This is a genomic window from Pantoea sp. F_5, from assembly GCF_008631595.1.
Lineage (GTDB): Bacteria > Pseudomonadota > Gammaproteobacteria > Enterobacterales > Enterobacteriaceae > Pantoea > Pantoea gossypiicola.
This window is the reverse complement of record NZ_VWUO01000023.1, coordinates 1-16,687: the sequence shown is the minus strand read 5'-3', so window position 1 is coordinate 16,687 and position 16,687 is coordinate 1. Positions and strand designations below refer to the sequence as shown.

At 58.1% G+C, this 16,687-nt stretch carries 16 protein-coding genes; 9 read left to right on the top strand and 7 right to left on the bottom strand.

What is annotated here, in order from left to right:
• Window positions 1-22: 22 nt before the first annotated feature.
• Window positions 23-1,762, bottom strand: a complete 1,740-nt coding sequence (locus tag F3I44_RS21245) for a penicillin-binding transpeptidase domain-containing protein (RefSeq protein ID WP_150015644.1) — start codon at window positions 1,760-1,762, stop codon at window positions 23-25.
• 278 nt (window positions 1,763-2,040) lie between these two features.
• Window positions 2,041-4,314, bottom strand: coding sequence for a molybdopterin-dependent oxidoreductase (locus F3I44_RS21240; protein ID WP_150015643.1), 2,274 nt, complete (start codon window positions 4,312-4,314; stop codon window positions 2,041-2,043).
• A gap of 191 nt (window positions 4,315-4,505) precedes the next feature.
• On the opposite strand from F3I44_RS21240, the gene galR reads away from it, so the two are divergent.
• From galR to nrdG, 3 genes are all read left to right on the top strand, one after another.
• Complete coding sequence (galR, locus tag F3I44_RS21235) at window positions 4,506-5,507, top strand: HTH-type transcriptional regulator GalR (RefSeq protein WP_150015642.1); 1,002 nt, start codon at window positions 4,506-4,508, stop codon at window positions 5,505-5,507.
• Between the two features lie 211 nt (window positions 5,508-5,718).
• Window positions 5,719-7,857 carry an anaerobic ribonucleoside-triphosphate reductase gene (gene nrdD, locus F3I44_RS21230; protein ID WP_150015641.1) on the top strand — a complete coding sequence of 713 codons (2,139 nt, stop codon included), beginning with the start codon at window positions 5,719-5,721 and terminating at the stop codon, window positions 7,855-7,857.
• A complete protein-coding gene (gene nrdG, locus F3I44_RS21225) occupies window positions 7,854-8,321 on the top strand; it encodes an anaerobic ribonucleoside-triphosphate reductase-activating protein (protein WP_150015640.1) in 468 nt (155 codons plus the stop codon). Before nrdD ends, nrdG begins: the two co-directional genes overlap by 4 nt.
• On the opposite strand, the gene F3I44_RS21220 is transcribed toward nrdG, so the two are convergent.
• Entirely contained in the window at window positions 8,313-8,948 is a 636-nt protein-coding gene (locus F3I44_RS21220) for an NAD-dependent epimerase/dehydratase family protein (RefSeq protein ID WP_150015639.1), read from the bottom strand. The genes nrdG and F3I44_RS21220 overlap by 9 nt on opposite strands.
• A gap of 146 nt (window positions 8,949-9,094) precedes the next feature.
• Between F3I44_RS21220 and F3I44_RS21215 the strand changes: the two genes are divergently transcribed.
• Complete coding sequence (locus tag F3I44_RS21215) at window positions 9,095-9,616, top strand: type 1 glutamine amidotransferase domain-containing protein (protein ID WP_033731332.1); 522 nt, start codon at window positions 9,095-9,097, stop codon at window positions 9,614-9,616.
• Window positions 9,617-9,650: 34 nt separating this feature from the next.
• On the opposite strand, the gene F3I44_RS21210 is transcribed toward F3I44_RS21215, so the two are convergent.
• A complete protein-coding gene (locus tag F3I44_RS21210) occupies window positions 9,651-10,079 on the bottom strand; it encodes a YhbP family protein (protein WP_150015638.1) in 429 nt (142 codons plus the stop codon).
• 75 nt (window positions 10,080-10,154) lie between these two features.
• Between F3I44_RS21210 and F3I44_RS21205 the strand changes: the two genes are divergently transcribed.
• Window positions 10,155-10,448 carry a GIY-YIG nuclease family protein gene (locus F3I44_RS21205; protein ID WP_190285988.1) on the top strand — a complete coding sequence of 98 codons (294 nt, stop codon included), beginning with the start codon at window positions 10,155-10,157 and terminating at the stop codon, window positions 10,446-10,448.
• Here the strand turns inward: F3I44_RS21205 and F3I44_RS21200 are convergent.
• Together F3I44_RS21200 and F3I44_RS21195 are read right to left on the bottom strand one after the other, a co-directional pair.
• Window positions 10,432-10,938, bottom strand: coding sequence for a GNAT family N-acetyltransferase (locus F3I44_RS21200; RefSeq protein WP_150015636.1), 507 nt, complete (start codon window positions 10,936-10,938; stop codon window positions 10,432-10,434). The two genes, F3I44_RS21205 and F3I44_RS21200, sit on opposite strands and share 17 nt — an antisense overlap.
• Window positions 10,932-11,456, bottom strand: coding sequence for an SCP2 domain-containing protein (locus F3I44_RS21195; protein WP_150015635.1), 525 nt, complete (start codon window positions 11,454-11,456; stop codon window positions 10,932-10,934). The genes F3I44_RS21200 and F3I44_RS21195 overlap by 7 nt, the downstream gene beginning before the upstream one ends.
• A 202-nt stretch (window positions 11,457-11,658) precedes the next feature.
• Here F3I44_RS21195 and F3I44_RS21190 point away from each other — a divergent pair, with 202 nt between their 5' ends.
• From F3I44_RS21190 to F3I44_RS21180, 3 genes are all read left to right on the top strand, one after another.
• The gene (locus tag F3I44_RS21190) at window positions 11,659-12,654 is read left to right on the top strand and encodes a peptidase U32 family protein (RefSeq protein ID WP_150015634.1); all 996 of its coding nucleotides are present in this window, start codon (window positions 11,659-11,661) and stop codon (window positions 12,652-12,654) included.
• A 9-nt stretch (window positions 12,655-12,663) separates the two neighbouring features.
• Window positions 12,664-13,542, top strand: coding sequence for a U32 family peptidase (locus tag F3I44_RS21185; RefSeq protein ID WP_150015657.1), 879 nt, complete (start codon window positions 12,664-12,666; stop codon window positions 13,540-13,542).
• A gap of 115 nt (window positions 13,543-13,657) precedes the next feature.
• Window positions 13,658-14,668 (top strand): luciferase-like monooxygenase, encoded by a 1,011-nt coding sequence (locus F3I44_RS21180; protein ID WP_150015633.1) that lies wholly within the window; start codon window positions 13,658-13,660, stop codon window positions 14,666-14,668.
• Here the strand turns inward: F3I44_RS21180 and F3I44_RS21175 are convergent, their stop codons facing one another.
• Entirely contained in the window at window positions 14,669-15,589 is a 921-nt protein-coding gene (locus F3I44_RS21175; RefSeq protein ID WP_150015632.1) for an AraC family transcriptional regulator, read from the bottom strand.
• Between the two features lie 174 nt (window positions 15,590-15,763).
• On the opposite strand from F3I44_RS21175, the gene F3I44_RS21170 reads away from it, so the two are divergent.
• A complete protein-coding gene (locus F3I44_RS21170) occupies window positions 15,764-16,510 on the top strand; it encodes an SDR family NAD(P)-dependent oxidoreductase (protein WP_150015631.1) in 747 nt (248 codons plus the stop codon).
• Window positions 16,511-16,687: the final 177 nt, after the last annotated feature.

Sequence of the window (16,687 nt, the reverse complement as noted above, 5' to 3'; positions counted from 1 at the left end):
CCTCGCTTACACTCTGATTTAACTAAGATTTACCCGAAGGACTGCCCGCGGGTTTGGTATAGATGGCATCCGGCGCAACGTTCATGTGTTTCAGTACCGGCCCCATGATGTTGCCGAATACCGGCGCAGCAACCGAACCACCGAAGTGATCGCCCGCCGTCGGATGGTTGATCATCACCACCAGCGCCACTTCAGGATGGCTCGCGGGCGCGATACCGGCGGTGTAGTTGACGTAGCCGCCATCATACTTGCCGCTGGTGCCCATCTTTTCCGCCGTACCGGTTTTGGTTGCCAGACGGTAGCCCGGCACCGCGGCTTTCAGTCCGGTTCCGCCCGGCAGCACGTCGCTCTCCAGCATATGCACCACCTCTTTCACCGTTTCCGGGTTGGCGACCTGCCGTCCCATGACCGGTGGCGTGACGCGGGTGATCGACAGCGGACGGTAAACGCCATAAGAGCCGAGCGTGGCGTATTCGCGGGCAATCTGCAGCGGCGTGACGCGCAGGCCATAACCAAAGGAGAAGGTGGCCCGCTCAATATCGGCCCAGCGGGCACGGTGCAGCGGGAAGTAACCGACGCTTTCGCCGGTCAGCCCTAATCCGGTCGGTTTGCCCAGGCCAAACGCATGATAGGTATTCACCAGCGCTTCCGCGGGCATCGCCAGCGCGAGATGAGAGACCCCGATGTCGCTCGATTTTTGCAGAATGCCGGTCATGGTCAGACGCGGCCAGTGGCCGACGTCGCGGATCAGGTGGCCGTTAACGCTGTAAGGCGTGGTGTCGATCACCGAGTCCGGGCGAACCAGATGGCGCTCCAGCGCTTCCATCACTACTAACGGCTTGACGGTCGATCCCGGTTCGTAGCTGTCATTGATGGCCGAGTTACGCATCTGCGCCGGGGTGGCCCCTTCATAGTTGTTGGGGTTAAACGACGGATAAGAAGCCATCGCCAGAATCTCACCGGTGTCAATCTTCACCAGCACGGCGGCACCCGAGTCCGCCTTGTTGATCAGCACGCCGTCGCGCAGTTTGCTGTAGAGCGTGTACTGGTCATATTTGTCGATGCTGAGCTGCACCGTGGGCGGCTGCGTCGGCGGCTGGTAGTTGATCATCGCGATGATATTGCCCGCCGCGTCCTGACGATAGACCTCTTTGCCCGGCTCGCCCTGCAACACCTTATCAAAGCCTTTTTCCAGCCCGTTCAGGCCGACGTTATCCGCCCCAACGATGCCGATCAGCGGCGCAGAGGCTTCGCTCATCGGATAGAAACGGCTGTCGTCATAAACTTCACTGATGCCTTTCAGCTTCAACTCTTTAATGTCTTTGGCGATGCCCAGTTCGACTTTACGCCCCAGATAGAGGAAGCGACGTTTTGGATTGGCGGTGATCTGCGCCGCCAGCTCTTCGGGACGGGTGTTGAGCGCGGCCGCAAGATAGGCCCATTTGGCACTGGTAAAATCGGGGTTGCTCTCCAGCACGCGGAGTGGATCGGCAATCACATCGCGCGATGGCACGCTGAGCGCCAGCGCTTCACCGTTACGATCCAGCAGCGTGCCGCGGCTGGTGGGCAGCGTGACGGTTCGCAGCGATCGCTGATCCGCTTCGTGCTCCAGCATCGGCTGATTCAGGAACTGCAGGTCCGCAACGCGCGCCAGCAGCACCACCAGACAGGTTGTGACACCCAGGCAGATCAGTCGAAAACGAAAAGGGTTGAACGGCGCTTTTATCTGGTCTTTTCCCAGTAGTTTTTTAATCCGGGGCATGGCATTCCGCTGCGCAAAATAAAGAGAAAGGGGCTGGTGCCAGCAGTTATAAAGAAAGCGCTGGCCGTATAACAGGAAAACTGTGTATCAGTTCGTTATTGGCAACGGATTTTTGGCAAAAAAAACCTGCGCATCTGCGCAGGTTGGTGTAATCAAGAAAATCTATTGATGTTCACCCATCAATACCTCTGGGACCCTGAATGTAGCAAAGGGGATTGATCGGCTGCCATCGTTCAAACGCAACAGTTACCCGCAAAATGTAACCAGCCATGAGATCCTTACGCTATTGTGCAATCCTGATGTTTTTTGATTTCCACCAGGCAACTCATGGCGTTTGGCCCCTGCGTTAGCGACGACGTACCAATATCGAGCGTCAGTACGTTGGGGTTACCGGCGCGATCAAAAGGCTGCCACGCCTTGCCGAAGCCAGGATCAAACCACGCACCGGTAGCGATAATCACCACGCCCTGCGTCACACCCTCGGTGATCTGCACACCCGCCAGCATCACACCACGTGCGTTGCTCACCTCAATCTCATCGCCTTCCACCAGCCCGCGCGCAGCCGCATCCACTGGATGCATGCAGAGCGTTTCATGTCCGGCCGTTTTATTGCTCTGCACCGTGTCGGTGGCATCCAGCTGGCTGTGTAACCGGTCGGAAGGCTGAATGGAGATCATGTGCAGCGGATAGTCGCGGCTGACTGGCGAACCAAGCCACTCCTGCGGTTCACGCCACTCCGGATGACCGGCGAAGTCATCCAGCTGGTAGTCCGCAATGGTCTGACTGAACAGCTCGATTTTGCCGCTGGCGGTTTTGATTGGATTGGCCTGCGGATCGGCACGGAAATCCTCCATAAACTGATAAGGCTTGCCGCCTTCCGGAATTTCCACAAAGCCGCGCTGCCAGAATTCATCAAACTCCGGGAAATCGATACCTTTGCGCTGATGCGCCGTCGCACACTGCTGATAAAGATGCGCAATCCACTGCATCTCATTGCGCCCTTCGGTAAAGGTGTCGCGATAGCCGAGTCGCTCTGCTAAGTCGGCAAAAATATCGAAGTCGTTGCGCGCCTGATGCTGCGGCTTAATCGCCTGATGCATCGCCAGCACAAAGCGGTCACGTGACGAGCCGCCGATGTCGTTGCGCTCCAGTGTGGTCGTCGCAGGCAGCACGATGTCCGCCATCTGCGCCGCTGGCGTCCAGACGATATCCTGCACCACCACCGTATCAGGCCGTTGCCAGCCCGCCACCAGCCGGTTCAGTTGCTGATGATGGTGGAAAGGATTGCCGCCCGCCCAGTGCACCATATGGATATCGGGGTAGTGCAACGTTTCGCCCTGGAAACGGTAAGGCTGGCCGGGATTGAGCAGCATATCGCTGATGCGCGCCACCGGAATCGACAGCCCTGACGGATTGGGGCCAGTGCTCATCATCGGGGCAGGCCCCTCCTGACGGGGATTGCCGACGCTGTTCATCGACCCATGACCGAAAGAGAACCCCGCGCCCGGCAGGCCAGGTTGCCCGAGCATTGAGGAGAGCGCAATCATCATCCAGTAAGGCTGCTCGCCGCGATGGGCGCGCTGCACGGAGTAGGAGCAGGTAATAAAGCTGCGCTTGCCGGTCAGCTGCTGCGCCAGCTGCACGATGCGGTCAGCCGGGATGCCGGTGATACGGCTGGCCCAGCCGGCGGTTTTCGCTACGCCGTCAGTTTCGCCCAGCAGATAGGCGCGCAGCTGCGGCCAGCCGGTGCAGTGGCTGGCGAGAAACGCCTCGTCAGCCGCGCCGCGCTGGGTGATCTCATACCCCAGCGCCAGCATCAGCGCCACGTCGGTGTTGGGGCGAATCGGGATCCATTCGGCGTTCACAAATTCCGGGCAGTCATCGCGCATCGGGCTGATGTTGATGACCGGCGTGCCTTTGGCCGCCAGCTGCATCAGCGCCGGTTTCAGGCTGTGCTGCCCTGCACCACCCGAGGCGACCTGGGCGTTTTTCAGCGCCAGCCCGCCAAAGGCGACAAATATTTCGGCATGTTCCACCACCTGCGGCCACTCGGTGACGCGCCCGGTCAGCGGCATATAGGTGCCGATCACATAGGGCAGAAAGAACTGCGCGGCACCCCAGCTGTAGTTGCCCTGCTGATCGACGCCGCCGCCGCCCTGAAAGTAGAAACGACGCACCAGGGTGCGGGCGTGGTTAACGCGTCCGGCCGATGACCAGCCGTAGGAGCCGTTAAAAATGCCCGATGCACCGTAACGCTCGCGGACGCGGCGATTCTCTTCCGCCACCAGATCCAGCGCGGTTTCCCAGTCGACGGCGACAAAATCTTCCCGGCCCCGCAGCGTGCGGTCGCTCTTTTCGCGTGACTTCAGCCACGAGCGGCGCACCATCGGCTGGCGAATACGTTTGTCTGAATAGACCAGCTCAGGAATGGTGTGGATCATCGGCGACGGATCGGCATCGGCGAAGAAAGGTTCGCAGCCGGTCAGTCGACCATTTTCAGTGACGGCGGTAAACGCGCCCCAGTGCGCCAGATGTGGCACTTTGGTTTTCATCGTTGTTTTTTCACGGTAGCCCGGTGGGGAACTGAGCATAACATGGTGCGACGTCTCAGCAGAAGATGTGCAACAGCGGCCGTTTTTGCCCCTTTTTGCGACAACGCTGGCATTCTGTCGGGTTGATGTGTCCGCCCTTTTCCGTAACACTGATGCGATGTGTAAACGTTTTCCCCAAAGCAGGTCAACGCATGGCTACCATAAAGGATGTTGCGCGACTGGCTGGCGTTTCTGTCGCCACAGTCTCCCGTGTAATCAATAATTCTCCCAAAGCCAGCGACAGCTCCCGTCAGGCCGTAGGTCAGGCGATGGAGCAGCTTCAGTATCACCCGAATGCCAACGCACGCGCGCTGGCGCAGCAATCGACCGAAACGCTCGGCCTGATTGTCGGCGACGTCTCCGATCCCTTTTTTGGCGCAATGGTTAAAGCCGTGGATGAAGTGGCAGGCGACACCGGTAACTTTTTGCTGATTGGTAACGGTTACCATAATGAGCAAAAAGAGCGGCAGGCGATTGAACAGCTGATGCGCCACCGCTGCGCGGCGCTGGTGGTGCACGCCAAGAAAATTCCCGACGGCGAACTGGAAGTGCTGATGAAGCAGGTGCCGGGTATGGTGCTGCTGAACCGCCTGATCAAAGGCTTCGAAAAGCGCTGTATTGCACTCGACGATCGCTACGGTGCCTGGCTGGCGACCCGTCATCTGATCCAGCTCGGCCACCAGAATATCGCGTTTATCTGCTCAACCCACACCATCTCCGATGCCGAAGATCGCCTGCAGGGTTATTACGACGCGCTGAAAGAGCACGGTCTGCCGTGCAGCGATCGGCTGGTGACCTGGGGCGAACCGGACGAAGTGGGCGGTGAGCAGGCGATGACGGAACTGCTGGGACGCGGCAGGAATTTCACCGCCATCGCCTGTTACAACGACTCCATGGCCGCAGGCGCGCTGGCGGTACTGAGCGATAATGGCGTCCGCGTGCCGGAAGAGATGTCGCTGATCGGCTTCGATGATGTGCTGGTGTCGCGCTATGTGCGACCACGTCTTACCACCGTCCGCTATCCGATTGTTACGATGGCACAGCAGGCGGCCCAGCTGGCCCTGGCGCTGGCCAACAATCTGCCGCTGCCGGAAGTGACTCACATGTTCAGCCCGACGCTGGTGCGCCGTCATTCGGTCAGCGGCCCGGCCTGACGTCACGGCGGCGGGTCCGGCGCATCCGCGCTCCCCGTCGCTCCCCCGCACCAGACGGTAACCTGCTCTCCCTTTTTATACCCTTCAGCACGATCCACCATGTTGAGCCTTCTTTGTTTCAGGTCAAAGCCGTGCGCATTAATTTCCGGAAATCACTACATGTAGGGAATAGAATTCATGTAACCCCTATATGTAGTTGATGGAGAGAGTAATGGCAACGGTGGTAATCAAGCGTGATGGATGCCGGACAGGTTTTGATGCGCAGCGTATCGAGCAGGCCGTCGCGGCGGCGGCGCGGGCAGCAGAGGTCGATGATGTGGCCTGGTGTGCGCAGGTCGCTGAGCGCGTTGCCCTGCGGCTGGCCGATCGTCCGGAGGTGGATATCCGTGAGATTCAGTGTGCGGTAGAAGAGACGCTGATGGCGGGTCCTTATCCGCAGCTGGCACGCGCCTATATTGAATATCGCCACGATCGTGATGTCGCCCGCGATCGTCAGAGCCAGTTACATCACGCCATTCGCGGTCTGGTCGATCAGACCAACGCGGCGCTGCTGAACGAAAATGCCAACAAAGACAGCAAAGTGATCCCGACGCAGCGCGATCTGCTGGCCGGGATCGTGGCGAAGCACTATGCGCAGCAGCAGATCCTGCCGCGCGATATCGTTCTGGCGCACGAGCGCGGCGAAATCCACTATCACGATCTCGACTATTCGCCCTTCTTCCCAATGTTCAACTGCATGCTGATCGATCTGAAAGGCATGCTGACCAACGGTTTTAAGATGGGCAATGCTGAGATTGAGCCGCCTAAATCGATCGCCACTGCCACTGCCGTGACGGCGCAAATCATCGCCCAGGTCGCCAGCCATATTTACGGCGGCACCACCATTAACCGTATCGATGAAGTGCTGGCCCCGTTTGTTGAGCAGAGCTATGCCCGGCATCTGGCGATCGCCGAACAGTGGCAGATTCCTCAGGCTGAACAGTATGCACGCCAGCGTACGGAGAAAGAGTGCTACGACGCCTTTCAGTCGCTGGAGTACGAGGTAAACACCCTGCACACCGCCAACGGCCAGACGCCGTTTGTCACCTTTGGTTTTGGCCTGGGGACTGACTGGGCGGCACGGCTGATCCAGCAGTCGATTCTGCGCAACCGTCTGGCCGGTCTGGGAAAAAATCGCAAAACCGCGGTGTTCCCTAAACTGGTGTTCAGCATTCGTGAAGGCGTCAACCGCCGGGCGGGCGATGTTAACTACGACATCAAACAGCTGGCGCTGGAGTGTGCCAGCAAGCGGATGTATCCCGACATTCTCAACTACGATCAGGTGGTAAAAGTCACCGGTTCGTTCAAAACGCCAATGGGCTGCCGCAGCTTCCTGGGCGTTTATGAAGAGAAGGGTGAGCAAATCCATGAGGGGCGCAACAACATTGGTGTGATCAGCCTGAACCTGCCGCGCATCGCGCTGGAGGCGGCAGGGGATGAAGCCCGCTTCTGGACGCTGCTCGATGCGCGCCTGCTGCTGGCTAAGCGGGCGCTGATGACGCGTGTGGCGCGGCTGGAGAAGACCAAAGCGCGCGTTGCGCCCATCCTCTATATGGAAGGGGCCTGCGGCGTCAGGCTGAATGCCGATGATGAGGTAGGACCTATTTTCCGCAATGGCCGTGCGTCGCTGTCGCTGGGCTATATCGGCCTGCATGAAACCCTGAATGCGCTTAGTGGCGGTCATCAGCATCCTTACGATGACGCGGCGCTGCGCGCCAAAGGCGTGGAGATCATTGCGTACCTGCGCGCCGCCACCGACCGCTGGAAAGCGGAAACAGGCTACGGCTTCAGCCTTTACAGCACGCCGAGTGAGAATCTGTGTGACCGCTTCTGCCGTCTTGATGCCGCGCAGTTTGGTCTGGTGACGGGCGTCACAGACAAAGGCTACTACACCAACAGCTTCCATCTCGACGTTGAGAAGAAGGTGAATCCTTACGACAAAATCGACTTTGAAGCGCCCTATCCGCCGCTGGCGAATGGCGGATTCATCTGTTACGGCGAATACCCGAACGTGCAGCATAACCTCAAAGCGCTGGAGGATGTCTGGGATTACAGCTATGACCGCGTGCCCTATTACGGTACCAATACGCCGATTGATGAGTGCTACGAGTGCGGCTTCAACGGCGAGTTCACCTGTACCAGCCGTGGCTTTACCTGTCCGAACTGTGGCAATCACGATCCGGCGCGCGTCTCTGTTACACGGCGGGTCTGTGGCTATCTTGGCAGCCCGGATGCACGACCCTTCAACGCCGGTAAGCAGCAGGAAGTGCAGCGTCGCGTTAAGCATCTGGCCGAAGGACCGCTGGGATGATGCATATTCATCGTTACTACGATGTGGATATCGTTAATGGTCCCGGCACCCGCTGCACGCTGTTTGTTGCCGGTTGCGAACATCAGTGTCGCGGCTGCTACAACCAGAGCACCTGGCGTATTGATTCCGGCGTGCCCTTTACGCTGGCGATGGAGGAGCAACTGCTGGCGGATTTGCAGGACACACGCATTCCGCGCCAGGGCTTGTCGCTGAGCGGTGGCGATCCACTTCATCCGCATAACGTGCCACACATTCGCCGTCTGGTGAAACGGGTGCGACAGACATGCCCTGGTAAAGATATCTGGCTCTGGACCGGCTATCGGATGCAGGAGCTGAATGCGGCACAGCGTGCCGTGCTGGACTATCTCGACGTGCTGATCGATGGCCGCTTTGTCGAAGAGGAGAAGGATGCCACGCTGCAATGGCGCGGCAGCCGTAATCAGATCGTCTGGCAGTTACGCTGAATGACGCGGGATGTCGCCCGACTCAATGATGTTGACGCTCTCACCGCCCGGCGTGAATGCCTGCTGATGCAGACAGCGTGCCACGTCGCGTGCGTGAACCGCCCGCCAGTTGCCCGGCAGCAGTGAAAACAGTGGCCCCGCCAGGCTTTCGCCCTGACGTTTCTGCCTGCGATCCCCCAGCAGCAGTGAAGGTCGCACCAGCGTCAGGCGCGGCCAACCCTGATGACGCAACGCATTCTCCATTTCGCCTTTGACGCGATTGTACAAAAAGGGGGAGTGACGGTTGGCACCGTGCGCACTGACAACCAGCATCTGCTTTGCCCCCAGACGTAATCCGCTTAATCCGCTGTCCACCACCAGAGTGTAATCGACATGGATAAAGGCCTGTTTGCTGCCCGCCTGCCTGCGCGTCGTACCCAGGCAGCAGAATACGGTGTCCAGCGAACATTGCAGCGGTCCCAGAACATCGGTGAGATCGGCTTCTACCGGATTCACCACTTTGTGCATCGCGGGCAGTGGCCGGCGGGTTGGCGCAATGATTTCGTCAATGCGGGGATCCTCAATCAGTAAACGCAGCAGATGCGACCCGACTAAGCCGGTAGCACCGGTCAGTAATACGCGATTCATCTCAGATTCGTCCTTATTTCACTGCTGACAGCTTAAAAGATAGCTGATCTTAACGGGCTGGCTTGCGTTCTCACGCTCAGCGACCAGGCTTACAGCGTTATCCGAAAAGCGCCCCTCGCGCTCCACAACGTTAAGGAGGAAAAAAGATGAGCAAGAAAGTTGCGGTTTTGATTACCGACGAATTTGAAGACTCAGAATTTACCTCACCTGCGGAAGCTTACAAAGGCGCGGGTTTTGAGGTGGTGACCATTGAGAAGCAGGCCGGTAATGTCGTTAAAGGCAAAAAAGGCGAAGCGGAAGTAACCATCGATCGCAGCATTGATGATGTCAGCCCGGCGGAATTTGATGCCCTGCTGCTGCCAGGCGGTCACTCGCCTGACGCTCTGCGCGGTGACGATCGTTTTGTTGCCTTTACCAAAGAGTTTGTCGCCAGCGGCAAACCGATCTTTGCCATCTGCCACGGTCCACAGCTGCTGATTAGCGCGAACGGCGTGCGCGGTCGCAAGATGACCACCGTTAAAGCCGTTGCCATTGACCTGATCAATGCCGGTGCTGACTTCCATGACAAGGAAGTGGTTGTGGACGGCGATAAGCTCGTCACCAGCCGTACGCCGGACGATTTACCGGCCTTTAACCGTGAATCTCTGCGGATTCTCGAAGCGCTGTAAATCCGCTGCGCCCTTTTCAGCGGAAAGGGGCGTTCTATTTTTCCCGCTGCCAGGCAATTTTCTTGCCAAATCCCAGCGCATTATCCGTCATCTTCACCTCATCCAGCTCAATCTCCCACAGCGGGGCCGACACTTTGCGTGAGACCGGAAAACGTTTCTGATAAGCCGCTCTCGCGATCTGCTCTGTTGCTTCCTCCAGCCGTCTGACCCGGCCACGATACTGCACCCCTTTAATCAGCAGCACGGTTCTGGGCTGGCCATTGACGGTACCTGCAACCTGCTGATTCTTCACCATTAATTCACCGTGGCGGGTATCGGGTTCAGTCATAATCCAGAAGGCCATGCGTGTCTCATCAAAGACGTAGTAGCAGTTAGCGCACCAGAGTTGATCGTCGGCGGCACAGCAGAGTGAAAGCACATGCTGCTTTCTGAGGTAACGAACCAGATGGGCGTGATCGGACAAGATAAACTCCTGGCGGTGCACCAGAGCGTGAAGCGCGCTACACTGCCCGGCACCTTTTTTTGGGAAATGATTGCGATGAGTCAGCAGTGGCAACTCTACATCGTCCGGACGGCGAAAGGGAGCCTGTACACCGGCATCACCACGGATGTGGTGCGCCGGGTTGCTCAGCACCAGAGCGGACGCGGTGCCCGCGCGCTGCGCGGCAAAGGTCCGCTGGACCTGGTGTTTCACTGTGAGGCGGGCGATCGCGCCAGCGCCTCCAGACTGGAGTATCAGGTTAAGCAACTGACCCGTCAGCAGAAGTTACTGCTGGTGGCGGGTCAGCCGATCAGCCTGGAGAGCTGGCTAAGTATTACGGCTGGCGATTAAAGGGCTCGGCGTAGTCGATCTGCCCTTCCGCGCCGTCAAAGGCATTGTCCGCCAGACGGTAGACCTGGAACGTTGTCTCTGTTCCCGGCCAGCGACTGCGCAGGCCATGGCGTGCAGCGGGTTCAAAACCAAATCGGCTGAACAGCGCCGGATCGCCCAGCACGACAACCGCGCTGTAGCCAAATTCATTAAGCGTATCCAGCCCCTCATAAATCAGCTTGCTGGCAATGCCCTGACCGCGCAGCGTCTCATCAACGGCCAGCGGTGCCAGCGCCACCCAGCCGCGATCGTCGCCCTGAACGCTGACCGGACTGAATGCGGCATAGCCCAGCACCTGTCCCTCGTCATCCGTGGCGACCACGCCTAAGGTCAGCAGGCCATCTTCACGCAGCGCCTGAGTCAGTTCCGCCTCAGCGGAGGTACTGAAGCAGCGTCTGAGCAGTACGTCGATGCCTGCGGCATCAACACCAATTTCGCTACGGATCAACATGCGGCACCCGCGCGTGCCTGTGTGGCCTTCGCGTCCTGTTTCATACCGGCGTCGACAAATGCCGCCATCTGCTCAATAGCCGTGCGTAACGCGGTGGGCATAGCCTCGGGTTCAATAGCATCCATTACGTTCTTCACCTCAAGTCCCAGTTCTGTGTCACCTTCAATCACCAGACGGCGTTGAAAGAACAGCATGTCGGGATCTGCTTTACGTGCTGCCACCAGCAACAGATCATTGGCATTGCTCCGAAACCAGACATCCGCTTCGGACTGTTGCAATACCGCCAGTCGGCCATCCTGCAGCGTGGTTATCCATTGCAGATTGAGATCGGCAATCCCGATACCCAGCAGGCGACCGTTCAGAAAGTCTAACTCACCTTCAGCCAAAGCATGGCGAAATTGCCAGTTTAAGAGTTGTTGCAGCAGCAACTTTTTGACCGGGAATGGGGTGAGCGCTACAGGTAACCCTAAGATTTTTGGACCGTTCTTCACACAATGGGCATGTATCCGCTCTAACACTTTCGTCACTCCCTTCAGAAAATTTTACGTATATTGCCATATCCTTTTCTGCGCGCCTCATCCGGGATCAATAAAAAACGCGGCTATAGCGGGAAAAAACGCTGCCGGGAAAGATGAACTGAAATTTCACTGCCCCAAATCAACACGCAGACCAGACCAGATGCCTAGACTCGACGCCCATCGCATGTTGAGAGGAACACCTATGGAACTGCTCTGCCCGGCAGGAAACTTACCCGCAGTGCGCACCGCCGTAGAAAATGGCGCGGATGCGGTCTATGTGGGACTGAAAGATGACACCAATGCCCGTCACTTTGCGGGTCTGAACTTCACCGATAAAAAGCTTGCTGAAGCGGCGCGCTATCTCCATCAGCATCAGCGCAAACTGCATGTGGCAATCAATACTTTTGCCCATCCCGATGGCATGGGGCGCTGGCAGCGGGCGATTGATGTGGCGGCGCAAAACGGGGCAGATGCCCTGATTCTGGCTGATATCGCTACGCTGGAGTACGCCGCGAAGCACTACCCACAGGTTGAACGTCATCTCTCTGTGCAGGCTTCGGCAACCAATCTTGAGGCGATTCGCTTTTATCATCGCCACTTCAATCTGCAGCGGGTGGTACTCCCGCGCGTCTTGTCGATTCATCAGGTTAAACAACTGGCACGCAGCACGCCGGTGCCGCTGGAGGTGTTCGCCTTTGGCAGTCTGTGCATTATGGCGGAAGGCCGCTGCTACCTCTCCTCCTGGATGACCGGCGAATCACCTAACAGCGCAGGTGCCTGCTCCCCGGCGAAGTTTGTCCGCTGGCAGCAGACGCCGCAGGGCATGGAGTCACGCCTGAATGAGGTGTTAATCGATCGCTACGCGCCCGATGAGAGCGCCGGTTACCCGACGCTCTGCAAAGGACGCTATGAGGTTAACAATCAGCGTTATCACGTGCTGGAGGAGCCCACCAGCCTCAACACACTGGAGCTGCTGCCGGTGCTGCTGCGGGCAGGCATCGCCTCGGTGAAAATCGAAGGCCGGCAGCGAAGTCCCGCCTACGTCGCTGATGTGGCGCGCGTCTGGCGTCAGGCGATCGATCGCTGCAAGGCGCAGCCGGAACAGTTTGACGTCGCGCCACAGTGGATGCAGACGCTGGGCGATCTCTCCGAAGGCACACAAACCACGCTGGGTGCTTATCACCGTGAATGGCAATAAGGAGTCATGATGCAATATGCCCTGGGGCCGGTGCTCTGGTACTGGCCGACCGATACGCTGGAAGATTTCTACCAGCAGGCTGTCCGCAGCAGTGCGGATATTATTTATCTCGGCGAAGCGGTGTGCAGTAAACGCCGCGCCACGCCCTATGCCCGCTGGATGGCGCTGGCGCGTGACGTGGCGTCCAGCGGCAAACAGGTTGTACTCAGCACGCTGGCGCTGCTGCAATCACCCTCTGAGCTGAAAGAGCTGCAGCGCTACGTAGAAAACGGCGAGTTCCTGATTGAAGCGAATGATATCGGCACGGTCAATATGGCCGCTGAGCGCCATTTGCCCTTTGTCGCCGGTCCCACGCTGAATGTCTACAATGCCGACACGCTGCAGCTGCTGGTCAAAGAGGGCATGACGCGCTGGTGTATGCCGGTCGAGATGTCGCGTGACTGGCTGCTACAGCTGCTGGCGCAGTGCGAGACGCGGGGTATCCGGAACCAGTTTGAGGTGGAGGTGATGGGCTACGGTCATCTGCCACTGGCGCTCTCGGCGCGCTGTTTCACTGCCCGCTCGGAAAACCGCGCGAAAGATGACTGCGAAACCTGCTGCATCAACTATCCGACAGGTCGCCGCGTCAACTCTCAGGAGGGACAACAGGTATTCGTCCTCAATGGCATCCAGACCATGAGCGGCTACTGTTATAACCTGGGTAACGATCTGGTGGGGATGCGTGGCAAGGTCGATTGCGTGAGACTCTCGCCGCAGGATACGTCGACGCTGGCGGAGATCGACCGTTTCCGCGCCAATGAAAATGGTCAGGCTCCGCTTATGGTCGCGAAAGGCTGCGATTGTAACGGTTACTGGCGCAAACTGGCGGGTATGACGCTGGCTTCCTGAGTAAAAGCACATACCGGCTATATTCCTGCTGAGGTTAGCAGTTTTAATATAAGGAATGATGCGTAATACTAAATGGTGCAGGTTTTTACGCCTGCGCCATACAACGGGAGTAGTCATGTCTGATAAAAAACCTCTTCGCCTGTCCGTGCTGGATCTTGCGCCGATTCCACAGGGTGCAACCGCACGGGATGCGTTCCATAATTCCCTGGCGCTGGCGCGTCAGGCTGAAAAACTGGGCTTCGAACGCTACTGGCTGGCTGAACATCACAACATGACAGGAATTGCCAGCGCTGCGACGTCGGTGCTGATCGGCTATCTGGCGGCAAACACCGAGAAATTAAAGCTGGGTTCCGGTGGCATTATGTTGCCTAACCATGCGCCGCTGGTCATCGCCGAGCAGTTTGGCACCCTGGCCTCTCTCTATCCTGGCCGTATCGATCTCGGTTTAGGTCGCGCGCCTGGTTCTGACCAGCGCACCATGATGGCCCTGCGCCGTCATCAGGCCAGCATGCACGCGGACACTTTCCCCGAAGATGTGGCTGAGCTGATTAACTGGTTTGATACTGACCCGGATGCGCAATTGCCGGTTCAGCCAGTGCCAGGTCTGGGCCTGAAGATCCCGGTCTGGCTGCTCGGCTCAAGCCTCTACAGCGCGCAGCTGTCCGCGAAAATGGGCCTGCCGTTTGCCTTTGCCTCCCATTTCGCACCTGACCAGCTGTTCCAGGCGCTGCACGTGTATCGTGAGAACTTCCAGCCCTCGGCGCGTCTCGACAAGCCGTATGCCACCGTCTGCATTAACGTGGTGGCCGCTGATAATGAGCGTGATGCGCGCTTCCTGTTTACCTCTCAGCAGCAGCAGTTTATTAACCTGCGCCGCGGCAAACCCGGCCCGTTACCAGCCCCGGTTGAGAACATGGATAACCTCTGGTCGCCGTCAGAGCAGTATGGCGTTCAGCAGGCACTCAGCATGTCGCTGGTGGGCGATACCGACAAGGTGCGTCATGGCCTGGCCTCGCTGATGCGTGAAACGCAGGCGGATGAAATTATGGTTAATGGCCAGATTTTTGACTGCGAGGCACGTCTGCGCTCCTTTGCGATTGCGATGGAAGCGGCAAACAGTCTGTAATCAGTTTTGCGGTGGGCGCAGGCTATCCGGGCTCACCGCCAGCTGACGACTATCCCTGGCAGGAGATTGCCCATACAGGCGGCGATACTCCCGGCTGAACTGTGATGCGCTCTGATAGCCCACCCGATAGCCTGCCGTACCGGCATCCAGCTTTTCCACCATCATCAGACGCCGCGCCTCATTGAGCCGCAGTTGTTTCTGGTATTGCATCGGCGTCATGGCCGTTACGGCTTTGAAGTGATGATGCAGCGAAGAGATACTCATGCCGACACTGCTGGCGAGCTGATCGATCTTGAGCGGCTGATGAAAATTCTCCCGCAGCCAGCGGGCAGCCTGCGCCACCCGGTTACCCGGCCGCTCAGCCAGCGCCATATTCAGGATGCGCGAGCCCTCCGGCCCGGTCAGCAGCCGGTAGAAGATCTCCTGCTCAATCAGCGGAGCCAGCGCCTCAATATCTTCCGGATGGTCAAGCAGACGCACCAGCCGGATGACCGCATCCACCAGCAAGGGTGAAACCTTATGCACGGTAACACCACGTTCATTGTCTGCTGTCGCCAGCGGTAGCGTTGGCGGAAACTGTTCAAGGTAGCGCATCAGCCGGGATTCATTGATGGCGATACCTATCCCGAGATTCGGCTTTTCTGGCGTAGCAACGGTCACGCAGGCACGTACCGGCATATCCAGCGTCACCAGCAGCAGATCCCCCGGTCCATAGTGCAGCACCTCCTCCCCCATATGCAGCGCTTTGCTACCCTGCGCCACCAGCGCAAAACTGGCCCATTGAGCAAAATGCATCGGCTCAGTGGGAGCTGAAACACGGCCAAAAAACAGGCAATCGATGGCGCTGGAATGCCGGCCATCCTCCGGCGCATGACGCGCAATTAACTGTGCCAGCGCCTGCCACTTGTCACTCTCTGTCACTGCGTTCTCCCCTTCCGCTCTCTGTGCCGATATTACCTGACGTCTGGCGAAATGCCTGTCCTGCTGCCGCACTTTTGCAGGATCGTGCAAGAAGCTTGCAGGATTGCGCTACCCGCTTTTCGTTACCCGCGCGCATAGTCTTTCGACGCAATCATTACGGCGGAGAATGACATAATGAAAGCACTGCAGAATAAAATCGCACTGGTGACAGGAGCCTCAAAAGGCATTGGTGCAGCGATTGCCATCGCGTTTGCCACAGCGGGCGCTCGGGTCGTGGTCAACTATCGTCAGGATGAAGCGGGAGCGGCAGACGTGGTCAGCGATATCGTCACGCTGGGGAGTGAGGCCGTGGCGGTACAGGCAGATATCTCTCATCTGCGGGACGTTGAACGGCTGTTTGCAACCACCGTCGCCTGTTTCGGCGCACCGGACATTGTGGTGAATAATGCGGGCAGCTTTCATCACGGCGAGTTTGCGGCGCTGACGCAGGAGGAGATGCAGCAGCAGATTAACGTTAACCTGCTCGGCACGCTGATGGTCTGTCAGCAGGCGATTCGTCACTTTCCTGCCCATGGCGGCAGCATTATTAATCTCAGTGCCCTGAACAGTAAAAACAGCACGCCGGGTTCCGTACTCTGGGCGGCCACCAAAGGTGCGGTGGATACGCTGACTCAGGGGCTGGCGCGCGAGCTGGGCGCAAAAAATATCCGGGTTAATGCGCTGGCACCCGGAATGATTCTGACCGAAGGATTACTGGCTGCGAAGAGAATGAGTCCGCAGCTCAAGGCACAACTGCTGGCTGCTACCCCGCTGGGGCGTTTTGGTCTGCCGGAGGATGTGGCGCAGGTTGCACTGTTTCTGGCATCTGAAGAGTCCGCCTGGGTCAGCGGCGAGCGCGTCATAATCAGCGGCGGTGCCTGACAGGCATAAAAAAAGGGAAGCCAGTGGCTTCCCTTTTTGTTACGACTGACTGACCCGTCCTGAATAGCGTTGACACATTTACCCGGTGTTTTCAGGAGAATGTGATGAAACAGTATGTTAAACGTACACAACGCGATTACTCTCTGTCTTTTAAACTGGCTGTCGTTGAGCAGGTTG

Bases quoted from the DNA above. Each gene is read 5' to 3' on its own strand.
- F3I44_RS21245 (WP_150015644.1), bottom strand. From the start codon at position 1,762: ATGCCCCGGATTAAAAAACTACTGGGAAAAGACCAGATAAAAGCGCCG.
- F3I44_RS21240 (WP_150015643.1), bottom strand. From the start codon at position 4,314: ATGAAAACCAAAGTGCCACATCTGGCGCACTGGGGCGCGTTTACCGCC.
- galR (WP_150015642.1), top strand. From the start codon at position 4,506: ATGGCTACCATAAAGGATGTTGCGCGACTGGCTGGCGTTTCTGTCGCC.
- nrdD (WP_150015641.1), top strand. From the start codon at position 5,719: ATGGCAACGGTGGTAATCAAGCGTGATGGATGCCGGACAGGTTTTGAT.
- nrdG (WP_150015640.1), top strand. From the start codon at position 7,854: ATGATGCATATTCATCGTTACTACGATGTGGATATCGTTAATGGTCCC.
- F3I44_RS21220 (WP_150015639.1), bottom strand. From the start codon at position 8,948: ATGAATCGCGTATTACTGACCGGTGCTACCGGCTTAGTCGGGTCGCAT.
- F3I44_RS21215 (WP_033731332.1), top strand. From the start codon at position 9,095: ATGAGCAAGAAAGTTGCGGTTTTGATTACCGACGAATTTGAAGACTCA.
- F3I44_RS21205 (WP_190285988.1), top strand. From the start codon at position 10,155: ATGAGTCAGCAGTGGCAACTCTACATCGTCCGGACGGCGAAAGGGAGC.
- F3I44_RS21200 (WP_150015636.1), bottom strand. From the start codon at position 10,938: ATGTTGATCCGTAGCGAAATTGGTGTTGATGCCGCAGGCATCGACGTA.
- F3I44_RS21190 (WP_150015634.1), top strand. From the start codon at position 11,659: ATGGAACTGCTCTGCCCGGCAGGAAACTTACCCGCAGTGCGCACCGCC.
- F3I44_RS21185 (WP_150015657.1), top strand. From the start codon at position 12,664: ATGCAATATGCCCTGGGGCCGGTGCTCTGGTACTGGCCGACCGATACG.
- F3I44_RS21180 (WP_150015633.1), top strand. From the start codon at position 13,658: ATGTCTGATAAAAAACCTCTTCGCCTGTCCGTGCTGGATCTTGCGCCG.
- F3I44_RS21170 (WP_150015631.1), top strand. From the start codon at position 15,764: ATGAAAGCACTGCAGAATAAAATCGCACTGGTGACAGGAGCCTCAAAA.